This is a genomic window from Ectobacillus sp. OTK (assembly GCF_059698935.1).
Genome location: NZ_AP048547.1, coordinates 1,615,170 through 1,635,443, shown reverse-complemented (window position 1 = coordinate 1,635,443; position 20,274 = coordinate 1,615,170). Strand labels below are relative to the sequence as shown.

Genomic DNA, 20,274 nt, shown 5'->3' with positions numbered 1-20,274 from the left:
ATGAGCGAATAGGCCAATTCTCTGCTTGCTGTGGAAGCGGGTTCAAAAGAAGGTTAATTGATAAAACACTTAAAATCTTTGGAATCTATCATTTTTTTATCTAGAAGACTGCCCTTACTATAATGCTGCGTTTAAAATTCTCAAAATAGGGTTCATTAAGGTGCACCATTTTGTTAGGATTAAGAGTTCAATGAGGAAACGATAAGCTTGTGTTAACAGCTCAGTATTGCGAAATCTCCCTTCATTGTGCAGTATATCCGCCGTCTAGTACAACAGCTTGGCCTGTAACACCTTTAGCCTTTTCACTTGCCAAAAATACAGCATAGTCGGCTACCTCATCAACCGACAACAAACGCTGCTGCGGAACAAGAGGATAGATGACCTGCTCCAGCACTTGTTCTAATGGTACATTCCGTGTCGCAGCTAAGTCCTTGAGTTGATTTCTCACAAGAGGGGTATCTATATAACCCGGACAAAGAGCGTTTACGGTAATGCCGTACTTAGCTACCTCTAAAGCCGCAACCTTTGTTAAACCAATTACCCCATGCTTAGCACTATTATAAGCAGCTTTTCCTGCAAATCCAACAAGCCCATTGATGGACCCCATATTGATAACTCTGCCGTACCCCTGCTTCTTCATAATAGGAAATGCATGTTTCATTCCAATGAAAGGTGCTGTTAACATAACCTTGATGAGCAGCTCAAATTTATCTGTAGAGAATTCTTCAATAGGCGCGACATGCTGGAGACCGGCGTTATTTACTAATATATCAAGACTTCCAAAAGATTGGAGCGCATAGTCCAGACTTTGCTTAAATTGCTGTTCATCTGTTACATCACAATGAGCGGCTAATACTTTATGGCCATGGGCTTGCAATTCTTTTGCAGCTCTTTCACTCCCCTCTTTATTTACATCTGAGATGATAACCTTTGCCCCTTCCCTTGCAAACATTTCGGCAATTTTCAGCCCTACTCCGCTTGCGGCACCCGTCACAAAGGCAACTTTCCCATCTAACATCCTATTCATCTACTACGCCCCCCTATGGATATACTAGATTGATTGATCAATTCTCACTTGCTGTAAACGAAGATCCTGTCTTTCCTTAACCTCCTCTACGGTTGCTTCTCCTAGTCATTCTATGAACATCATGCCATCTTCATTAAAATCAAAAGGCTCTTTTCTAAAGAATCGCTGCTGTAGGAATAAAAGAATGTGCTTTGATATAAGCAAGGGGCTATTCGCCTCTTGCAACCGACCTTCCATTTCTGGCTTCCCCACAGTGCTGTATACGTGCTGCCTTAAGCTTCTCTATCTTTCTTTAGCCAATAAATCAGTTCTCCCTCACGTTCTTCATTTATTCTTTTCGATTGTTCAGGTGTCCATTGATAAAAGCCTGCGCCCGTTTTTTGTCCATATTTTCCTTCTTCCACTAGCCTTCTCATCGTTTCAAATGATTCTTGATGACTGCTTAAATCTGGAAACAAGTAGTTAGATATAGAATCAAAGACATCCAATCCGCCCATATCAGCTGTCATAAATGGACCAGTTACCGGGTGCCGCCATGTATTTTCCTGCTCTTTGTGCACAAAAAAATAGACCTTTTAAATTTGTATCCAATACTCGATTCCAATCTTCTTCTGTTACTTCTAATGCTGGTTTCGGAATATTAACCCCAGCATTATTAACCAGCACATCAAGCCCGGTCATCCTGGATACAGCCTCGTCAACCATGTTATAAACATTTTGGACATCCTGCATATCTGCCGCAATATAGGAACAATTCGGGTGTACTTGTTTTAACTCCTCTACTGCGGCAGACAAATCAGACTCGTTTCGGCCAGTAATGATAACATTTGCCCCTCTAGCTCACTAAAATACATCATTGATTTCCCCCTTTGTGTATGCAACAGTACGTGTTAAGCGATCTGCATACGTATGCAAAAGGTAGGAATGAAATAAGATATAATCTATATCTTGTTTCATTAGCATACATTTTTTCTCTTGCTGCAGCTTTACGTGTGGGTAACTTAATTGGTTCTATCTGTTAATAGAATAGTTGATACCCATTATACTGTCAATCTTTTTTGAAAAGGCTTACACATAGTGCTTTAATTCGTTTTCCAGGGGTTCATACAGGAACCGGGCTCTCATGTTCTCCAGCAATCTCAATCAATAAAATATGAATATTCAGGTTTGTTTAGCTTGTTTAAAATTGGCCTAGCCCAGATGTTACCAAGTTCATGAATTCAAGTTAAGGTTCCTTTAATCTTTTATAGAATTTAGTATCATTAACGACACAAGTTCTATGGTTAATAATCTTCCTTGTTTGGAATAATTAGGTTATACAAGTAAAGGGCAGGTAGATAATAGGTGCACTTTATATACACTATGTTATTTTTGGCTGCGGCAATAAAATGGGGAGATTGGAGGAACTGGAGAGTTTATTATCCAACAATCCTGTTCTTTATTGGCGGTGACCTCTTAAAGAACGCTATGCTTCATAGTTATCACATGTGGGAGTATCAGGAAACCATAGCAGGAGAAACCATTTTATTCGGGCATCTAATAATTAATTTTATGATTATGGCAACTGTATATCCAGCTACAATATTGATATATCTCGGAAAATATCCTCGTGTTTGGTGGAAACAACTGTCATGGTACGCCTTTTGGATAGTTCTTTATCTCATAATTGAACGTATTAATCTTCACTTTGACTTGATATATCATTATCACGGATGGAATATGTGGTGGTCATTAGCATTTGACATTGTAATGTTTTCCATATTGCGGCTTCATCATAAAAACCCTCTGTTAGCTTGGGGATTTTCAATAATTTGGCTAATCTTCTTATGGAATGTATTTGATGTACCTACTAAAACATTGAAATAAGGTGAACGAAATGGTATTCCCTATTTTCATATCCATAACATTAATACTTCTTATTTCTTTTTGTGTTACTCCGAAAAGGCTGCATGTATTTGAGATTTTTTTCCTTTGGATGATCATTTGGCTGCTTACTCATACTATAGCTTGGATAGTTTTTGTAAACCTTAAATGGTTAAAGCTTTCAACGGAATTAGGGAGCTTTTGGAGCGAGACTCTAGGCCTGCTTATTCTTTATCCTCTACTCATTATTTGGTTCTTTAATATTTCCCTGCTTGTTCATAATAAAGTAAAAAAGTTTATCTTCCTTTTATTGGCTGTATTTACAGTAGCTTCAGTTGAATTTTGTTTGATTTTTTCAGGCACCATCATTAGAAAAAATTGGAATTTTGCTTATTCATTGACCAAGTGGACTTTTATAGTATCCATTTCATACTTTCTATGGCAGTTGTATAGAAAAAAATTATGTAAAGAGGAGCTTATTTAATATATGCTTATGTTGCCGAAACACTTTGATGAAAATGAATGGTTTATAATCATCATTATCCTTTTGAGTACTATTTTATTTAAATTACCTAAAAGATTCCCTGCGTCGATCACCATTCTAATCATATTATTAGGTACAGCAATTCCTAAGATTATTGATCACAGCATCGCTGCTATATCGCCTTATGATTTTTATCGTTTAAATGATTCGGAGAAATTTGAAGTATTTGATCTAATGTTAGATGGAGTGTATCTTCCTTTTGGTTATTTATGCGTATATTTTTATGATATTCTTCTTCCCAGAGGCTTTCAAATTGTCCTTTATATTCTAGTTTGGGCTATATTTGCAATGCTTTTTGAATATATCAACATCAGGTTAAATGTATTTACCTACCATGGCTGGAAATTGATTTACTCATTCCCGACTTATATAACGGTTATTTCTCTATTCCTCTCTTTTTACGAGTGTATCCATTATTACTACAAGAAGACCAAGAAAACCATCGAAGCTTAATTTTGCTGTTTGAATCACCTTATTTATAATGAAAACACTAAGCATAGGAATCATAATGAGGGCCTATGCTTAGCCTCCTTATTGATCCGCTGTTAATCCTGAAATCTGTCACATCTGTTTGATTAATAGATAAAAAGCAGCCTAAAACAATCCGGCTTCTTTCATTAGCTCGATTTTGATTATGCATATGATAAAAAAAAGCAGCTTCACCAAGAGGTGAATCCTGCCTAAAATGAGGTTGAGGTCATTCATAAATGATTTAGATTAACCGTTTAATTTCAAGATTAATAGGATATTGCTGTTCTATAGTTCTAGCTAATTACTTTTGCGTCAGAACCGTTTGTATGCTACTTGTAATTAACAGACTGATTTACACAAGTAGGTAAAGGTTTCCCAGAAAGTCCTGCCAATAAGTTTTCAGCTGCTAAATTAGCCATACGATTACGCGTATCAAATGTCGCACTTCCAATATGCGGCGTAATTAAAATATTCGATAATGAAAGGAGCCGGTGATCGGCTGGAAGCGGTTCAGGATCTGTTACATCAAGTGCTGCGTATGTAATTTTATTCTGTTGCAATGCTTCATAAAGAGCATTAGTATCAACGACAGGTCCGCGTGATGCATTAACAAAATAAGCCGTTGGTTTCATTTTGTTAAATTGTTCTGTACTAAACATTCCTCGACTTTGCTCGGATAATGGAACAAGGCTAATAATGCAATCAGATGTTGTTAACAGCTCATCGAATGATACATATGCAGCACCTGCTTGTTCATCGTTTTGCCGGCGTTTACGATTATGATAAATAATATTCATTCCAAAGGCCTTCGCCCTTCTTGCAACCGCGCTTCCAATATCTCCGAGACCAACAATACCAAGTGTCTTTCCATATAAATCAATGCCGTATACATCACGCCATTGACCAGTTTTAACAAGCTCCCATCCCTCATGAATACGACGAGCAGCCGTTAAAAGAAGACCAAACGTGAGATCAGCTGTTGCTTCAACTAGTACACCTGGTGTATTACTGAATGGAACACCTTTTCTCGTGCAAGCCTCGACATCAACATTATCATAGCCTACTCCTGATTGAGCAATTACACGTAAATTTGATGCTGCATCCAGCAATTCTTTGTCTACCCTTACATGCCCAATATTAAATAGTCCTTCCGCATCAGCTAACCATTCTAATAATAGGTCACGAGGAATGGGACCTGGTCCTTCCCACAGTTTCACTTCGCACTGCTCTAACACCTTTTCATATGCTTCAGGCCATGTTTTTCCGGTTAATACAACCTTATATTTGCTCATCCTCTTCAAACCCCTCCCTTGATTGGGCGTAACTATATTTCCCCTATTACCATTATATTCCTAAAAGAACTCAAAGGGAAAATATTGAGCCTATCGATCTCTCAGTTTGAATACTCATCGGTTACCCTTTTTACTCAAAATGGATTTTTTGCACAGTTTCTTCGAAATATGCCATAATTAAATCGATTAAGCATCCATTTGTGTATTCTTTTATACCTTATATAATGAAAATATTAAAAAATGAAGGGACTGAACTATGCGCAGATATCAATATTTTTAACTCACCTATAAAAATATATTGGAGGTAAAAGTATTGATTACAGAGTTGTACACAGAAAGATTATATTTAAGGAAAATGAAGGTATCAGATTCATCTAGCTTGTTTAAAATTTGGTCTGACCCAGATGTTACCAAGTTCATGAATATTAGCTGCTTCACTCGTGAGAATCAGGCAAAAAATATGATCCAGCTTCTCGATGAACTTACCCAAAATAACAAAGCTGCTCGCTTCTCCATAATTAAATTAGAATCCAATGAAATTATCGGTTCTTGTGGCTATAATTCCCTAGATTTTGAAAATGCAAAAGCAGAAATTGGATATGATATTGCTAAAGCGTTTTGGGGTAAGGGATACGCTTCAGAAGCCATCTGTTCTTTGGTCGATTACGCATTCTCATCCTTAAAACTAAACCGAATCGAAGCAAAAGTAGAACCCGAAAACGTGAATTCAATAAGAGTCTTACAAAAGTTAAACTTTACGTTTGAGGGGACACTAAGACAGTGTGAAAGATCAAAAGGAAAGTTTATCGATCTCAATATTTATTCAAAATTAATAACAGATTGATTTGATTTTCCCTGGAAGCTGTCCCAAATCTCCATAGCCATCAAGTTAAGAAAATGATATAAAAAGACAAAAAGTGACCATCCTGATTCAATGCACTCCTGAATATGAAAGGATGGTCATTACTTTTCCTGTGATCCATCTTTCTTATGATCACAGCAATTTACATTGACATTAACAATAGGACCATCATGTTTTGCTTTCTTATCCTATTAATACCAGTCGTGCTCATCCTTCTTGTCCCATGAATACCAGTCGTGCTCATCCTTCTTGTCCCATGAATACCAGTCATGCTCATCCTTCTTGTCCCATGAATACCAGTCGTGCTCATCCGCTTTCTTCTTATCCCATGAATGACAGTCGCACTTATCCTTTTCCTTCTCGTGCCATGAATGATTGTCGTACTTATCCTTTTCCTTCTCATGCCATGAATGATTGTCGTACTTATCCTTTTCCTTCTCGTGCCATGAATGATTGCCGTACTTATCCTTTTCCTTCTCATGCCATGAATGATTGTCGTACTTATCCTTTTCCTTCCCGTGCCATGAATGATTGCCGTACTTATCCTTTTCCTTCCCGTGCCATGAATGATTGCCGTACTTGTCCTCTTTCTTCTTGTCCCATGAATGATTGTCGTACTTATCCTTTTCCTTCTCGTCCCATAAATGACAGTCGTAGGAATAACAGTCGTACCCATCCTCTTTCTTCTTGTCCCATGAATGATTGTCGTACTTATCCTTTTCCTTCTCGTGCCATGAATGATTGTCGTACTTATCCTTTTCCTTCCCGTGCCATGAATGATTGTCGTACTTATCCTTTTCCTTCCCATGCCATGAATGATTGTCGTACTTATCCTTTTCCTTCTCGTCCCATAAATGACAGTCGTAGGAATAACAGTCGTACCCATTCTTTTTCTTCTTGTCCCATGGATAACGGCCGTACTTATCGCTGTAATGATTGCTGTACCCATCTTGTTGGGCTCTTAATCTATCGTAGTAGCTTCCCATATACTTATCTCCTTTTTTAGAATCACACTAAAAATATATTAAAATTTAATAATTTAGATTGTACGCTTGTCCTTCCTGTATAAAAAAAAATTTAGTTTTAGTTAAAATCTTTTCCATAAATTCCTTATGTTCCCGATATTGATTCAAAATTGATAACAGATTGATTTGATTTTTTCTGCCTATATTTAAGTGAAATATAGGCTCTTTCCTATTTCTCGTTTAAGTATTGTATGATTTTCACAATCTTAATAGACAGTTGTACGGCCGATGTCTATTTTTATTTAAACGATGATTTTAAATGTTTTTTCTTCCATTCCTTTTCTATAGAAGCACATACTCAAAAATCCCTCGATGCTGCGACATTCTTCTTTGACCGAAATGTAAAAAAAACCTTCCTCCGTTTATACTGAAGAAAGGCTTTTTATATTCTCACAAAATATAAATTTATTTAACAGCCGTATATTCTTTAGGCTTTATCCAACCGCCATCGGGTTTTTTGGCTTCTATTTTCCCATCTTTAAATACTAATTTTCCTCTATTAAAAGTCCCAACGACCCGGCATGGGAAAGTATGGTTTATATACAAGCTTTGTTTATGCTTGGCATAATAGTTTTCTTCCGTAACTACATGCGATTCTTGTAAGGTAACGATTGCCAAGTCAGCGTCTGCCCCTTCAACAATTTTACCCTTTCGATCTGAAAGCCCGAATCTTTCTGCTGGTGCTGACGCTGTCCATTTTGCTACTGTTTCAAATGGTATATCATACTGTAAGGCAAGTTCAATCATCGAAAGCAATGAGAATTGTCCGCCGCTAATTCCGCCCCATGCTTGAAATAAATTATGAACTGTAGGATCCTTTAATTCATAAGGACACGGGGAGTGGTCCGAAGAGATCATATCAAATTTATTATCAATTAATAGAGAAATTAATTTTTGCTGCTCTTCTTTTTCACGTAGGGGTGGAGCGCACTTAGCGATGGTACCCAATTCTCTCAGATGCCCATGGTTAAATAATAAATAGTGCGGACAAGTTTCAACAGTTATATTCATTCCTTTTTGTTTCGCCTGCTCGATTTTTTCTATTGCTTCGGCCGAGCTGATGTGTACAAAATGAAGAGGACATCCAGTAAGTTCCGCATAGTAAATGGCGCGTGCTACCGCCTCAACCTCAGCAATAATTGGGCGTGTTTCTAAATAGTCATCGGCACTGCATTTCCCTTCTTTTTCTTTCTCCTCCTTGAGCCAGTTTGTGATTGCTGCACTTTCTGAATGAAGAGCTAAAACCTTGTTGAGTTTAGCGATAATTTTCATCCCATTTAGCAATGTTATATCATCTACTGCTTCAAATTCCTTGTTTCCTGTTGTGGAAAGAAACGCCTTAAAGCCTATCACACCTGATTCAGCAAGAGGTTCTAAATCTTTTTCATTTCCCGGTACAAGCCCGCCCCATAAACTAAAGTCAACGAAGGATTTTTCATTTCCTAACCTCGCTTTTTCATAAAGAGCATCTTGATTAACAGTTGAAGGGATTCCGTTTAACGGCATATCAAAATAAGTCGTGCATCCTCCTGCTGCCATCATCATTGAACCTGTATGAAACCCTTCCCAGTGCTCCCTCCCCGGTTCACTAAAATGAACATGCACATCAATCATGCCTGGAAAAATATATTGATTTTCAGCATCCCATTTCAAATCCGCTTCATTTGGTATTTCTTTTTGAATAACGGCAATTTTCCCGTCCTTGATGCCAATGTCAGTTTCTGCTACCCCTGTAGGAAGAACTACTTTTCCATTTCTAATAATTACATCTAAATGTTCCATGCACGTTTCTCCTTATAAATACAGGTTATATTTTAGTTAAAAACAACTTTCTCGATCATTCTAGCCATACATATACTTTTAGTCCTAAAACAGGATTTTCCCTCTAAAATCGGACTTAGATTATAAATGCTTTTCTAAGTTATCCCCTTTTTTAATAAAAGGCTTTCGCAAAACTTAATGTTAGGTAATATTACTTTTATGCGTAATGAAATATAACTCTTTTATTTATGTTTTATATTTTATCTTTTCTGTTTTATGAATTCATTAGAAAAAATGTAGATTTTTTATTTTTTCATTGTACTCTTTAACCTAAAAAAAGAATGGGTGCACAAACATTGTTATAAAATATACCATGAACATATGTACATCAAATCTGAAAGCAAAATGCTAAAGAAGTACTGCCTGCTCGGGAATCTTTAAACTTCCTCTTGCATAGACAAGAGCTCCAAGGTAAGAACACAAAAAAGCCAAGCGCTTCTAAAACGCTTAGCTTTTTCTTTATACAAAAACCGGGTTTTGCAACGGTTTGAATTTATCGATATTACACTGGGCAATATCTCCTTCACGAATCACTACAGATCCAGGAGTACCAGTCATAATGATATCACCCGGATACAATGTCATGATGTGCGAAAAAAATGATACAATCCAACTTGGTTGATACATCATATTCGCAACGACGTTACGGTGGCGCACTTCTCCATTTAAAATGGTTTCTACAGCAAGGTCCTTTAGCTCAGGAAACTCATCAATAGTGATAAGATATGGGCCAAAGCTAAAGAAAGTATCAAAACTTTTTGAACGCTGCAAATAGCGGGGGTTTCTCGCATGAATATCCTTTGCAGTCATATCTAAGGTAGTGGTAAAACCGGCCACAACACTGTAGGCATCTTGTTCTTTAACATCTTTGCATGTTTTCCCGATAATGATTCCAAGTTCAGCTTCTGCTGTTACTTTACTGGACTGAGAAGGCAGCTTAATAGCCTCCTCCGGACCAATCAAACTAGTATCAGGCTTCATAAAAATAACCGGTTCTTCCTCAGGAGGTTTACCTGACAGCTCAATGGCTTTTTCCATATAGTTCATGCCAACACCCAGTATTTTTCTAGGGTTGCGGTAAAGCGGTGCATAGTCTATTTCTTCAGCTGAAATATAGGGAAAATGCTGTAATTTATTTTCTCCCCCTTCTTTATACCAAAGGTTTATTTCAGTTAACTGGTTACTCTGTAAAATATAAAAAAGGTCCGTGCTCCATCCTTTATTCTCTATCTCGTTTATCGTTTTAATCGAAATAGCCTTATCGCCAGAAATCACCGCAGCAATTTCTTCACCATTTACTTTTACTGTTGCTAGTTTCATACATAGTCTCCTTATACCATTGTTACATATGATTCCGTTACTATTTTTAAAACTGCCTTCTCGATAAAAACTCAGCTGTCCAACGCAATAGCTTCAGATCTTGATGACGATTAGCGATCAATGATAGTCCTATCGGAAGCCCGTTCACTTCTGCTAAAGGGAGAGTGATTTGAGGCAGCCCGGCTAAGCCTGCGATACAGGACAGCTGCATTGTTTTCGCTCGATATTGCTCCGCTTTTTCTCCTTGTAAATTGAGCAGAGGTGCTGCTCCAGGAGCAGTTGGAATTACTAGCACCCCTTCTTCTCTTAAAAGGTTTGACATCCATTGACGGAGCTCTTCCCTTAGTTCATACTGAGGGGCGCTTTCACTCTTTTTCAATGTGCTTGTCCACTGGAATCTTTCAGCGATACCAGGTCCAAATTTCGGATTTTCCCTTCGAATCCATTCGCCGTGTTCGCTCCAAATCTCTAATCCTTGAAGAATACGAAACGTACTCGACCACTCAGCTAACCCCTCCTTGGAAATTTTTATCCACTCACTGTTATCAGATATTTCTTCTAGTGCAGGAAGGAAGGCTAATAGAGCCTCCTTGTCTTTTTTATCCAAGATCTCCCATGCCTCTTCTGCTAAAAAAATGTTATGGAACTGACCTTCTTCATTTTGACCATCGATTAGGATATGACCGATCTCAAGCAATAATTCCGGATTTCTGGCCATCCATCCAACTGTATCAAAGCTTTTAGCTAACGGAATCACCCCGTCAATCGGAACTGCACTGTGTGTAGGCCGGAATCCATAGATTCCACAGTAAGAGGAAGGGATACGAACAGATCCTCCTGTATCAGTCCCTAACGCAAAATCTACTAAACCTGCAGATACTGCAACTGCCGATCCGCTGGAGGATCCGCCTGGAATTCGATTAGGGTCCTTTGGGTTTACAGGGGTACCGTAATGAAAGTTCTCACCGTTCAAACTATACATCAATTCATCTGTCTGTAGAGTTCCCTTTAATCTCGCTCCATGTTTAAGGAGGCGATCGATAGCAGATGCATGTTGGGACGCAGGGCCATGTGTGCGAAGCCAATCGGGATTTCCTGCTCCGTTCGTATAACCTTGAATCGAAAACACATCTTTCACAGCAAACGTCAAACCATTTAACCGTCCTGACCCTGTTGGTTCAATACTTATATTCTCGGTTACAAATGCATTCCACTTATCATTCATTGTAACTCCCTCCAAATCAATACCATTTTTTGGTGATTTTAAATCATTTTCACTAGCATATCTTGACTCTCTGAAATAAAGAGCTGCAAATTCCCGCCTAAAAAGGAGTTTTAATTGACCAGTCTATCGTATAAAGAGGTAAAGACTTCATTGTCAGTCTATTTGTTCTCTCCAACATCCAGCAGATCCAAGGTACATCCAATCCTATAAAAACAATCAGTTTTTCTATATTACTTTCTCTTCTTGAACAAGCTCCTTCATGTGCTCTGGATCTTTTCTTGCAGCTAACCATTTAAAACGAATATTTTCTAATAAAAGGGACAATAAAATCCCGACTAATAATCCATTGCTTAGCAGCGGGCGCAAAATACTAGGAGCTGTTTCAAAGTAAGAGGAAGGAAATGTCATAAAAATAATTCCAATGAATAAAGGCGCTGCTAAGCGATAAACATTCGCCGCATTTAAATGAATCTGCGCAAAATATTGAAGTGATGTGTGCAGCAGACGTAAATAGGTAACAAATAAAACTGCACTCCCCACACTTAAAGGAAGCCTAACCATTAAACTGCTGATAGCCGGAATCAGCCCCATCAGCATGAATATCCCCCCGCCAATTATAAAGGGGACTCTATCCAAAATTTTAGTTTGATTGAGAAAACCAATTGACGATACATACGGAGCATAAGGAACCATCCCGAACAATCCTGCAATAATAGCAAATAACCCGCTTATCATAAATGAGCTTCTATATTGTTTTGCAGTTGCATTTGTTTTATAAATCTCATCGGTACCCTTTAGTGCTCCGAATGTATTCGATGTATTAATAAGACCAGCGATGACAGCTATTACAATGAATCCTATGTCCAGACTAGGTGCACCAAGCGGAAACAATCCCATATCCATTTTCCCCGCAACATCAATGGTTTCTTTTTTATGAAAGAACAACTCGAACAGGCCCCATCCCCCAATGATCCCCATTAATAGTGAATATCTGCTGAATGCAGGAGGTGCTTTAATGCTAAAAACAATAACAAAAACGGCAACAATACTAGATAGCAAGAAAATAGGCAGGTCAATATGTGGTGTTTCCGATTGGGTCCCAAAAGGAATACCTAGCATCCCCTGAAGGAAAATTGTATTTAATCTGCACCCTAGTAAGAACATAAACACAGCCATTACACCGGAGTTAAACCACTTCGAAAAATGTTGCGAAAAACCGCTTAATCCAATGGCCATCGTAGTGCATCCGGAGATAATAATTCCAACAGCTAAGCTTCCCCCGAGAGTAGTTAATGATACCCCTTGAGAAGGCGCTGCGTAACAAAGACTTAAAATTACTCCCCACCACAATCCAGATTGCCCCTCCATCACGGATCGTTTATGTCCTAGTACAGCCTGCATCATACAAGCTAACCCCGTAAAAAGAAAAGAGAATTGAACTAGGGATATCATTTTGCCTTGAGGAAGCTGGAAAGCTGCTCCTACAGTAATAGGAATGACAACTGTATTTGTGAAAAGGAAAAAAAGCCATTGTAATCCAGCAAGCCAATGTTCCGTTCTGAATAGATTTGTCATAAGTCCACCTTCTATATCTTTGGGAAAGCGTTGAAGAAATGAACTAGTTTTATAACTGATTTATAAACTAGTCCCAGGTCATCCCAAAGAAAAAGTTCGTTCATCCTGCGCAAAAAGATTCCGGATCTAGCCGGAATCTTTTTTAGATTTCAAATTTAAAACCGCTCATTTTTACTGCTGCTTGACTGCTAGATTTGGTAATTCATATACATCCAGCGCAGCTTGTAAGCCTCGCCCGATTTGAATCTGTGCATTATGACGGATCAACACAGCTTCAAGAGCTGCCAGAACAAATAAAACATTCTCTTTTCGGCAGCTGTACCCCATCGTTCCAATTCTCCAGATCTTTCCGTGAAGAGGACCAAATGAGCTGGCAATCTCTATGCCAAACTGCCCAAGCAGCATCGTTCTTACCGACTCGCCGTCGATACCGGATGGAATTGTAACACACGTAACCATAGGTAACTTCCAAGGAACATCATTAAATAATTCCAAGCCCATTGCTTTAATTCCTTCTATAAGTGCTTTCTCGTGCAAACGATGTCTCTCAAATCGTTCCTCTAGCCCTTCTTGTAAAACAATGCGTACTCCCTCACGTAATGCGTAAAGCATTGATGTTGCTTCTGTATGATGATTTAACCTTCTTGGTCCCCAATAATCCTGCAGTTGGCTTAAATCAAAATAATTACTGCGAATTGGCTGTTGAACATTCCTTCTATCCTGTTCCTGTGCAACACCTCTTTCTACCTTTTTCCTAGCAGAAAGCACCCGTTCCACACGTTCATTATACGTAATTGGAGCCATACCGGAAGGAACGGACAAACATTTTTGCGTCCCTCCTATTACCGCATCAAGCTGCCATTCATCTACCTTTACCTCTGTTCCGCCAATAGTCGCAACTGCATCGACAATACATAAGACATCAAGCTCCCGGCAAGCAGGCCCGATTTTATCTAATGGCTGCATACAGCCAGTTGACGTTTCACCATGCACAATCGCAAGTACCTTTGGTTTTACTCTTTTCATTTCATTAATGATTTCCTCTTGATCGAATACTTCTCCCCACTTACATTCGATAATGTGGATTTCCGCTCCATTACGCTCAGCAATTTCTGTTAACAAATGTCCGAATCTACCGAAGATGGGGATAAGCACCTTATCTCCCGGCTCCAATACGCTGCACAGTACAGCTTCAATACCAGCTCGGGATGTTCCGTCGATCGGAAACGCCCATTGATTTTTTGTTTGAAACACTTGACGAAGCATCTCCATCGTTTCATTCATCATTTGGGTAAAAGCTGGATCAAACTGTCCTAGGATTGGAGTACTCATTGCACGCAGCACTCTTGGATCAACCTCTACAGGTCCCGGAGTCATAATTGTTCGTAATGGTGAATTAATCTCTAGAAAAGCTTTCACTATTTTCCCCTCCTTAGTATGCTAATTCATATAAAACCTTTATTAATAATTGAATACCCTTTACTAAATCTTCTGTCCTCGTAAACTCATACGGCGAATGGCTAATTCCTTTATGGCTCGGTACAAACAATAAAGAAGTTGCGCAGGACTGCCCAAAAACTTGCGAATCATGACCAGCCCCGCTTGTCATTTTCTTAAACGGTATTTGTTCTTCCTCTAAAATTGATTCTGAGATTTTATTCAACTTTTCGCACATCTTTACTGGTTTTTCATTCATCCAATTATGAATAGTTAACTCAGTATGATGCTTGCTTGCAATTAATCTAAATTCTTTAAATACATCGTCACAAAATTCAACAAGAACATTTTCATCGCTATGACGAATATCAACACTAAATGTTACTTTTCCTGGGATAACATTTGATATATTGGGCTCTAAATAAATTTGACCTACTGTAGCAACTAAGTCAGGTGATGTTTCCTTCGCTTTTTGCATGAGTACTTGGATCAGCTCGGTTGCTGCATACATTGCATCTTTACGCCAGCCCATTGGTGTTGTACCGGCATGGTTGCTTTCTCCAATCACTGTGATATTATATCTCCTCTGCCCGACAATATGGCTAACAATTCCAATAGCTTTTCCTTCTCTTTCTAACACTTCCCCTTGTTCTATGTGCAATTCAATAAAACAGTCTAGATCATTTCGCTTTGCTTGCGGGTATTTCCCTTGACCAAACCCTGCTTGCTGCATTGCTTCTATAAAAGGCGTGCCGTTTGCATCCTTCAAATTCTGTACATCTTCAAATGATTTGATCCCGGTGATACTGCCGGAGCCCCAATATGTCATAGGGAAACGGCTTCCCTCTTCTTCGCATAAAGAAACAACTTCTATATTTTTTTGGGGCAATCCATAATGTTTATATAAATATTCTACAGCTATTAAACTAGCAATTATCCCATATGCTCCATCATATTTCCCTCCATCTACGACAGTATCAATATGAGATCCTGTTAAAATGGTAGAGGTGTTTTCTTGTTTACCATCTAATCTGCCAAATAAATTTCCGACATCATCATAATATGCACGGAGCCCAACTTCCTCCATCCGTTTTTTAATTGCTTGCTGAGCAGCTTGCCATTCTTTTGAATACAGTTGGCGTGTAACTCCGTTGCTTTTTGTTTTTCCGAATGAAGCTAACCACTCCACCATCTCTTCAATTTGTGTGAATAAGGCAGATGACTTATTTTCGCCTATAATCAACCTAATCCCCCCTATTCTAATAATCCTTTTTTCTATCATTAATTGTTATATATGCTAACATGATGGAAAATCTAAAATAATTGTAAAATAAATGCTAAGCAAAAACATTCACATAAATGTGAAAAGTTTAGTTATTTTGTTGTTTATTTTAACTAGAATTCCAGTTAAAATGTGATAAACTTGAAAATATTCTACAGAGGAGAAATACAGAGAATGAGATTAAGTGAGCTATTGGATATTCCTGTGTTTAAAGGGACCGCCTTAACGGCAGGGAAACAAGGAATTGAACGTGAAGTGAATACAGTAAACATGATGGACGCCCCCGATATCATTCATTTTTTAAAGAAAAATGAACTGCTCGTAACAACAGCCTTTCATTTCAAGGATGATCTTGATTCATTATTACAACTTATTAAAGAAATGGAGAAACAAGGATGTTCAGGATTAGGGATTAAAACAAAGCGGTTTTTAAATGAAATACCTAAGGCTGCTATTTTGCTTGCAAACGAACTTCAGTTTCCGCTCTTAGAACTTCCTGTTCACACTTCATTAGGGGATATTGTGAATAAGTCATTGAGCTATATTCTTGATACTCGTACAAATGAGCTCCATAATGCCATGCAAACACATCAACAATTCAGTAACCACATTATAAGCGGACAGGGGATACATAAAATTCTTGAAAGTTTGTCTTCCCTTATTCGCTTGCCTGTTGCACTGCTGAACCATCATTTGCGTCCGGTTGTAAATGATTTTGATAATGCTTCCATTTTTGAACAATTGGAGACATTAATTGCAGGTGGACATCACTTTCATCTTTCAAACACAACTATGTCTGCATTCTCCTTATTAAATGGGGCTCGAGAGACAATCACACTCTTTCCTGTTTACACGCATAAGCAATCCAGCTACCTATGTGTATTAGGATTTATACCTTTATCAAACCATTCAACCATTTTAACAGTTAAGCAAGCGACAAATGTCATTGCATTTGAATTAATGAAAGAAGATGCATTAAAGCAAAATACAAGACGAATTCAAAATGAGTTTTTTACGAATTTTATTAATGGTTCATTTTCTACAACCGAGGAAGTAATTAGCCGAGGCAGGGAATTTGGGCTAGTAAATGAACAACCGTATGTTTGTGCAGTTGGCAGAATAGATAATAAAGAGAAGAATATTTCGTTTATTCAGCACCAATTAGAGCGAGAACTGATTTACGATATAATTGAGTCAGAACTGCAGCTTTTTCACCAAAAGATGCATCTTTTTACAACTGATGACTCATACATCTTACTTACACAAGCAAAAGACGGATGGAGAGCCCTTGAAGAACCATTCTTTTCATTTTTAAAAGCAATACAAACAAAGATTGCGACACACTTCCAAGAGGGGATTTCCTTCGGTATTAGCAATTATGCGCAGCAATTAATACAAATTCCTATCTCGTATAAAGAAGCAACAGACACTTTATACTACGGAAATATGTCAGGAAAGAAACAATTTATTGAAACTTATCAACCTAAGGAAGTTCCAGAGATTTTACGAATGATTCCTTATGATCAATTAAAAAAGTTTTATACAGACACCTTTCAAGCGTTTGCCAATAAATCGAAAAAAGATCATGAACTACTGCTCCATACTTTATCTGTTTATTTAGAAACACATTGTGAGCTGGCTGAAACAGCAAAGCGATTATATGTGCACCGCAATACTGTAATTTATCGTCTGGAAAAATGCGAAGAGATTATTGGCAGAAGTTTAAAAGACCCAGATGAAACATTACGGCTTCGTCTCGCTTTTAGAATCAAAACTTTAATCCAGGGGAATAGCGAGCTTGATTGAAAATAGAAATCCAGCCTGGAAAAAGCCTAAACATCTCTTCGTCATGGTATGATTCCTCTTATAACCTTCTATTCTTAATTTTGTACAAAAAGAATCCTTGATAAAGCCCAACTCGATTGAGATGGGCTCCTCTATTTTGTTCGTTCTTCTGCTTCTAATAAGAATGCTCTTTCACCGTACTTGAATAAAAAATGTGCCATTCCTGCTGAAAAAGTGCACCTGAGGGTCGGCCAGCAGGGCTTCGTCACAAAAGAATATAAGAAAATCACGTTCTTACATAATAGTTAATAAATTTTCAGAATAGAAGAGATGTATATCGGAGCGATGATTAGCGGATTTAAAACTTTACAGAGTCCAGCTCAAAGACTCTCCCTTTGCGTATACAAGACCATGATAACTAACATTCCAAAGAAACATCCAGGTATTTAGATTTTAATGTACTACAAAGAATCAATCCCTTCACTTCCTCCTTTTCTGTTTAAATTATACATACTTTTAATGTGTATCCTTCTTGATACTATAAATGATTTTGGTTAAAAGGTACAAAGAAGTTTCGGAAAATTCACATTTCTCCTAATGACTCTAAAAAGAATATTATATAAACTACATACATGTTAGTTTTGTTTACACTGAATGACATTATGTGTGACGAAAGAGGTTGTAAATCAATATAAATTCTTTTACATTTCTTATTTCTGGTATTTTTTGCAGTAATTCAAAAAACAAGTCTTATAAAATTAGGGGGTAGATCGGTTAACGATGAAATTTGTAACAGAAGTATTGCATGAATTCCAGTGTTAATAGCTGTGTATGGCTTTTCTTTGTAGCTTGATTAGAACTCAGGAGCAAAGTTTAGTACATGTTCCTGTTGCTTTTCCATGAATGATTGCAGATAGGATATATCTCAATGCTAGCAGTTACCTTGGCTTTAGTTGCAACAACTATTGAATTTATGACAGGAATTCTTCATCCGATTTATATGGAATTAGGTCAAAAGGTATCTGGACTTCTAGCGTTCCAGGACTTACAGGATATTTTGTTGCACTTGTTTATTAGGTATTAGCCAAGGGGAGCTTATGTTAGCAATAGCAGAGCTGTTTAAGAAATAGGGCAAACAATGAAAAAGGAGTGGAGTATACAATGTCTACAAATTTAGCAAGGCAAGTTATAGAAGAGACACAGATTCACCATGCTGCTGGCGTGGATGAATCACTAAAGCCGAAAACGAAAGAGGATAGGGCTGTAGGTCCAATTTCCTATATGTTTATGTGGATTGGGGATGGTGTTAATTTAGGCAATATGACGCTTGGAGCTAGTTTGATTGTAGCAGGAACTGCAACGCTGAACATCTTTCAGACATTTGTCGCAGCTGCTATAGCGATTGGTATCATTTCGGCTTTGTTTGCTTTAAATGACCGGGTCGGATACAGAACAGGAATACCATATGTTGTACAGCTCAGAATGTCCTTCGGGATGAAAGGCTCCATTATATCATCACTTTTGCGCGGTATCCCTGCCGTAATTTGGTACGGTTTTCAAAGCTGGACTGGCGGTACTGCCTTAAATGAAATTATGAAGGTTATTACAGGAGGCTCCTTTGATAATATTGCCATTTGCTTTGTAGTGATTCAACTGGTGCAAATTGTACTTTCTCTTTACGGCTTCCATACCATTAAATGGGTGGAAATACTTTCATCTATTGTTATTATGCTAGCGCTTGTCTATGTATTTGGTGTTCTTCTAACATCTCATAGCGATGTGATTGCAGAAAAATGGGTTCATGCAGAAGGCTCATGGGGCTTGCCGTTCTTTGCATTCATAATGATGTTTCTAGGAAATTATGCAGCTATCTTTCTAAGCGCAGCTGACTATTCAAGAGAGCTGAAATCTGGTATTAGTGATGCAAAACGCGGGTTTTTGTACTTTTCACCTATTCTAATAGCGTACGGCTTCGTACTTACAATCGGTGCAATGCTTGCTTCTGCAACCGGCATTTCTAATCCTGTAAAGGCATTTGCAATCGTAGTAGATAATCCTTATATTACAGTAGGTGTATCCGCATTTATTGTTATAGGTGCGGTGGCAGTAAACATGGTTGCCAATATTATTCCGCCTACCTATGTTATTACATTACTTACAAAAATGAAATATAAACCTGCTGTTACCATAACGGGGCTGCTCGGGCTTTGCTCATTCCCTTGGGTGCTTGTACAGGATTCTTCAGCTAAAGGTCTTGGTATGTTCATTCTCATATATTCCGCATTTTTAGGTCCAATTGTTTCTATTTTACTAGTGGAATATTACATATTAAGAAAACAAAAAGTAAATATTACAGATTTGTATAAGGAAGATGGTCCATTTGCCGGATATAACCCATGCGCACTGCTTGCGATGCTAATTGGCGCTGGTGCCGCTTTTATAAAAGTAGAGCTAGGATGGATTACGGGCGTTATTGTAGCAGGCATTTCGTATATTCTTCTGACAAAATTTTCATTTAAAGATTCAAAGTTTAAAAAAGGCACAATATTTGAGAAATAATTGCAGCCCTGTTAAAGCAATTAAGTCTATAAGTCAGAGATAAAGGGAGTGGATGTTTTTTATCATCCACTCCAATCAATTACAAAATAGCCCCTGCTTAAGCGCTCTAATTCTCCAAGTTAGTTTATGAATATGTAATAAAGAATTCTAGAGTATATTGCCAAATAATCATGTTATATAAATCTA

The 20,274-nt window shown here is 37.9% G+C and carries 17 protein-coding genes; 6 read left to right on the top strand and 11 right to left on the bottom strand.

Going from position 1 to position 20,274, the window contains the following annotated elements:
• Positions 1-241: 241 nt before the first annotated feature.
• From AC6HZ4_RS07995 to AC6HZ4_RS07985, 3 genes are all read right to left on the bottom strand, one after another.
• Positions 242-1,027 (bottom strand): 3-hydroxybutyrate dehydrogenase, encoded by a 786-nt coding sequence (locus tag AC6HZ4_RS07995; protein WP_497494450.1) that lies wholly within the window; start codon positions 1,025-1,027, stop codon positions 242-244.
• A 272-nt stretch (positions 1,028-1,299) separates the two neighbouring features.
• A complete protein-coding gene (locus AC6HZ4_RS07990; protein WP_497494449.1) occupies positions 1,300-1,536 on the bottom strand; it encodes a 3-hydroxyacyl-CoA dehydrogenase family protein in 237 nt (78 codons plus the stop codon).
• The gene (locus AC6HZ4_RS07985; RefSeq protein WP_497495643.1) at positions 1,526-1,846 is read right to left on the bottom strand and encodes an SDR family NAD(P)-dependent oxidoreductase; all 321 of its coding nucleotides are present in this window, start codon (positions 1,844-1,846) and stop codon (positions 1,526-1,528) included. Before AC6HZ4_RS07985 ends, AC6HZ4_RS07990 begins: the two co-directional genes overlap by 11 nt.
• A gap of 543 nt (positions 1,847-2,389) precedes the next feature.
• On the opposite strand from AC6HZ4_RS07985, the gene AC6HZ4_RS07980 reads away from it, so the two are divergent.
• A complete protein-coding gene (locus AC6HZ4_RS07980; RefSeq protein WP_497495642.1) occupies positions 2,390-2,893 on the top strand; it encodes a CBO0543 family protein in 504 nt (167 codons plus the stop codon).
• Between the two features lie 484 nt (positions 2,894-3,377).
• The gene (locus tag AC6HZ4_RS07975) at positions 3,378-3,887 is read left to right on the top strand and encodes a hypothetical protein (RefSeq protein WP_497494448.1); all 510 of its coding nucleotides are present in this window, start codon (positions 3,378-3,380) and stop codon (positions 3,885-3,887) included.
• A 347-nt stretch (positions 3,888-4,234) separates the two neighbouring features.
• On the opposite strand, the gene AC6HZ4_RS07970 is transcribed toward AC6HZ4_RS07975, so the two are convergent.
• Positions 4,235-5,197, bottom strand: coding sequence for a 2-hydroxyacid dehydrogenase (locus tag AC6HZ4_RS07970; protein WP_497494447.1), 963 nt, complete (start codon positions 5,195-5,197; stop codon positions 4,235-4,237).
• Between the two features lie 313 nt (positions 5,198-5,510).
• Here AC6HZ4_RS07970 and AC6HZ4_RS07965 point away from each other — a divergent pair, with 313 nt between their 5' ends.
• A complete protein-coding gene (locus AC6HZ4_RS07965) occupies positions 5,511-6,041 on the top strand; it encodes a GNAT family N-acetyltransferase (protein ID WP_497494446.1) in 531 nt (176 codons plus the stop codon).
• A gap of 209 nt (positions 6,042-6,250) precedes the next feature.
• Here AC6HZ4_RS07965 and AC6HZ4_RS07960 read toward each other — a convergent pair whose 3' ends face one another.
• The 7 genes from AC6HZ4_RS07960 to allC form a co-directional block, all read right to left on the bottom strand.
• A complete protein-coding gene (locus tag AC6HZ4_RS07960; RefSeq protein WP_497494445.1) occupies positions 6,251-7,045 on the bottom strand; it encodes a hypothetical protein in 795 nt (264 codons plus the stop codon).
• A gap of 444 nt (positions 7,046-7,489) precedes the next feature.
• Positions 7,490-8,866 (bottom strand): allantoinase, encoded by a 1,377-nt coding sequence (locus AC6HZ4_RS07955; RefSeq protein WP_497494444.1) that lies wholly within the window; start codon positions 8,864-8,866, stop codon positions 7,490-7,492.
• A 498-nt stretch (positions 8,867-9,364) separates the two neighbouring features.
• Complete coding sequence (locus AC6HZ4_RS07950; RefSeq protein ID WP_497494443.1) at positions 9,365-10,225, bottom strand: fumarylacetoacetate hydrolase family protein; 861 nt, start codon at positions 10,223-10,225, stop codon at positions 9,365-9,367.
• A 46-nt stretch (positions 10,226-10,271) separates the two neighbouring features.
• Positions 10,272-11,450, bottom strand: coding sequence for an amidase (locus AC6HZ4_RS07945; protein ID WP_497494442.1), 1,179 nt, complete (start codon positions 11,448-11,450; stop codon positions 10,272-10,274).
• Between the two features lie 225 nt (positions 11,451-11,675).
• Positions 11,676-13,025, bottom strand: coding sequence for a uracil/xanthine transporter (locus AC6HZ4_RS07940; RefSeq protein ID WP_497494441.1), 1,350 nt, complete (start codon positions 13,023-13,025; stop codon positions 11,676-11,678).
• 171 nt (positions 13,026-13,196) lie between these two features.
• Positions 13,197-14,402, bottom strand: a complete 1,206-nt coding sequence (locus AC6HZ4_RS07935) for a pyridoxal-phosphate-dependent aminotransferase family protein (protein ID WP_497495641.1) — start codon at positions 14,400-14,402, stop codon at positions 13,197-13,199.
• Positions 14,403-14,457: 55 nt separating this feature from the next.
• Positions 14,458-15,705: an allantoate deiminase gene (gene allC, locus AC6HZ4_RS07930; protein WP_497494440.1), complete on the bottom strand. Its 1,248-nt coding sequence runs from the start codon at positions 15,703-15,705 to the stop codon at positions 14,458-14,460.
• A gap of 213 nt (positions 15,706-15,918) precedes the next feature.
• Here allC and AC6HZ4_RS07925 point away from each other — a divergent pair, with 213 nt between their 5' ends.
• The 3 genes from AC6HZ4_RS07925 to AC6HZ4_RS07915 all read left to right on the top strand — a co-directional run bounded on the left by AC6HZ4_RS07925 (position 15,919) and on the right by AC6HZ4_RS07915 (position 20,088).
• Entirely contained in the window at positions 15,919-17,550 is a 1,632-nt protein-coding gene (locus tag AC6HZ4_RS07925; protein ID WP_497494439.1) for a PucR family transcriptional regulator, read from the top strand.
• 907 nt (positions 17,551-18,457) lie between these two features.
• Positions 18,458-18,613, top strand: coding sequence for a hypothetical protein (locus tag AC6HZ4_RS07920; RefSeq protein WP_497494438.1), 156 nt, complete (start codon positions 18,458-18,460; stop codon positions 18,611-18,613).
• Positions 18,614-18,690: 77 nt separating this feature from the next.
• Positions 18,691-20,088, top strand: coding sequence for an NCS1 family transporter (locus AC6HZ4_RS07915; RefSeq protein WP_497494436.1), 1,398 nt, complete (start codon positions 18,691-18,693; stop codon positions 20,086-20,088).
• Positions 20,089-20,274 lie beyond the last annotated feature (186 nt).

Bases quoted from the DNA above. Each gene is read 5' to 3' on its own strand.
- AC6HZ4_RS07995 (WP_497494450.1), bottom strand. From the start codon at position 1,027: ATGAATAGGATGTTAGATGGGAAAGTTGCCTTTGTGACGGGTGCCGCA.
- AC6HZ4_RS07990 (WP_497494449.1), bottom strand. From the start codon at position 1,536: ATGACAGCTGATATGGGCGGATTGGATGTCTTTGATTCTATATCTAAC.
- AC6HZ4_RS07980 (WP_497495642.1), top strand. From the start codon at position 2,390: ATGTTATTTTTGGCTGCGGCAATAAAATGGGGAGATTGGAGGAACTGG.
- AC6HZ4_RS07975 (WP_497494448.1), top strand. From the start codon at position 3,378: ATGCTTATGTTGCCGAAACACTTTGATGAAAATGAATGGTTTATAATC.
- AC6HZ4_RS07970 (WP_497494447.1), bottom strand. From the start codon at position 5,197: ATGAGCAAATATAAGGTTGTATTAACCGGAAAAACATGGCCTGAAGCA.
- AC6HZ4_RS07960 (WP_497494445.1), bottom strand. From the start codon at position 7,045: ATGGGAAGCTACTACGATAGATTAAGAGCCCAACAAGATGGGTACAGC.
- AC6HZ4_RS07955 (WP_497494444.1), bottom strand. From the start codon at position 8,866: ATGGAACATTTAGATGTAATTATTAGAAATGGAAAAGTAGTTCTTCCT.
- AC6HZ4_RS07950 (WP_497494443.1), bottom strand. From the start codon at position 10,225: ATGAAACTAGCAACAGTAAAAGTAAATGGTGAAGAAATTGCTGCGGTG.
- AC6HZ4_RS07945 (WP_497494442.1), bottom strand. From the start codon at position 11,450: ATGAATGATAAGTGGAATGCATTTGTAACCGAGAATATAAGTATTGAA.
- AC6HZ4_RS07940 (WP_497494441.1), bottom strand. From the start codon at position 13,025: ATGACAAATCTATTCAGAACGGAACATTGGCTTGCTGGATTACAATGG.
- AC6HZ4_RS07935 (WP_497495641.1), bottom strand. From the start codon at position 14,402: ATGACTCCGGGACCTGTAGAGGTTGATCCAAGAGTGCTGCGTGCAATG.
- AC6HZ4_RS07925 (WP_497494439.1), top strand. From the start codon at position 15,919: ATGAGATTAAGTGAGCTATTGGATATTCCTGTGTTTAAAGGGACCGCC.
- AC6HZ4_RS07920 (WP_497494438.1), top strand. From the start codon at position 18,458: ATGCTAGCAGTTACCTTGGCTTTAGTTGCAACAACTATTGAATTTATG.
- AC6HZ4_RS07915 (WP_497494436.1), top strand. From the start codon at position 18,691: ATGTCTACAAATTTAGCAAGGCAAGTTATAGAAGAGACACAGATTCAC.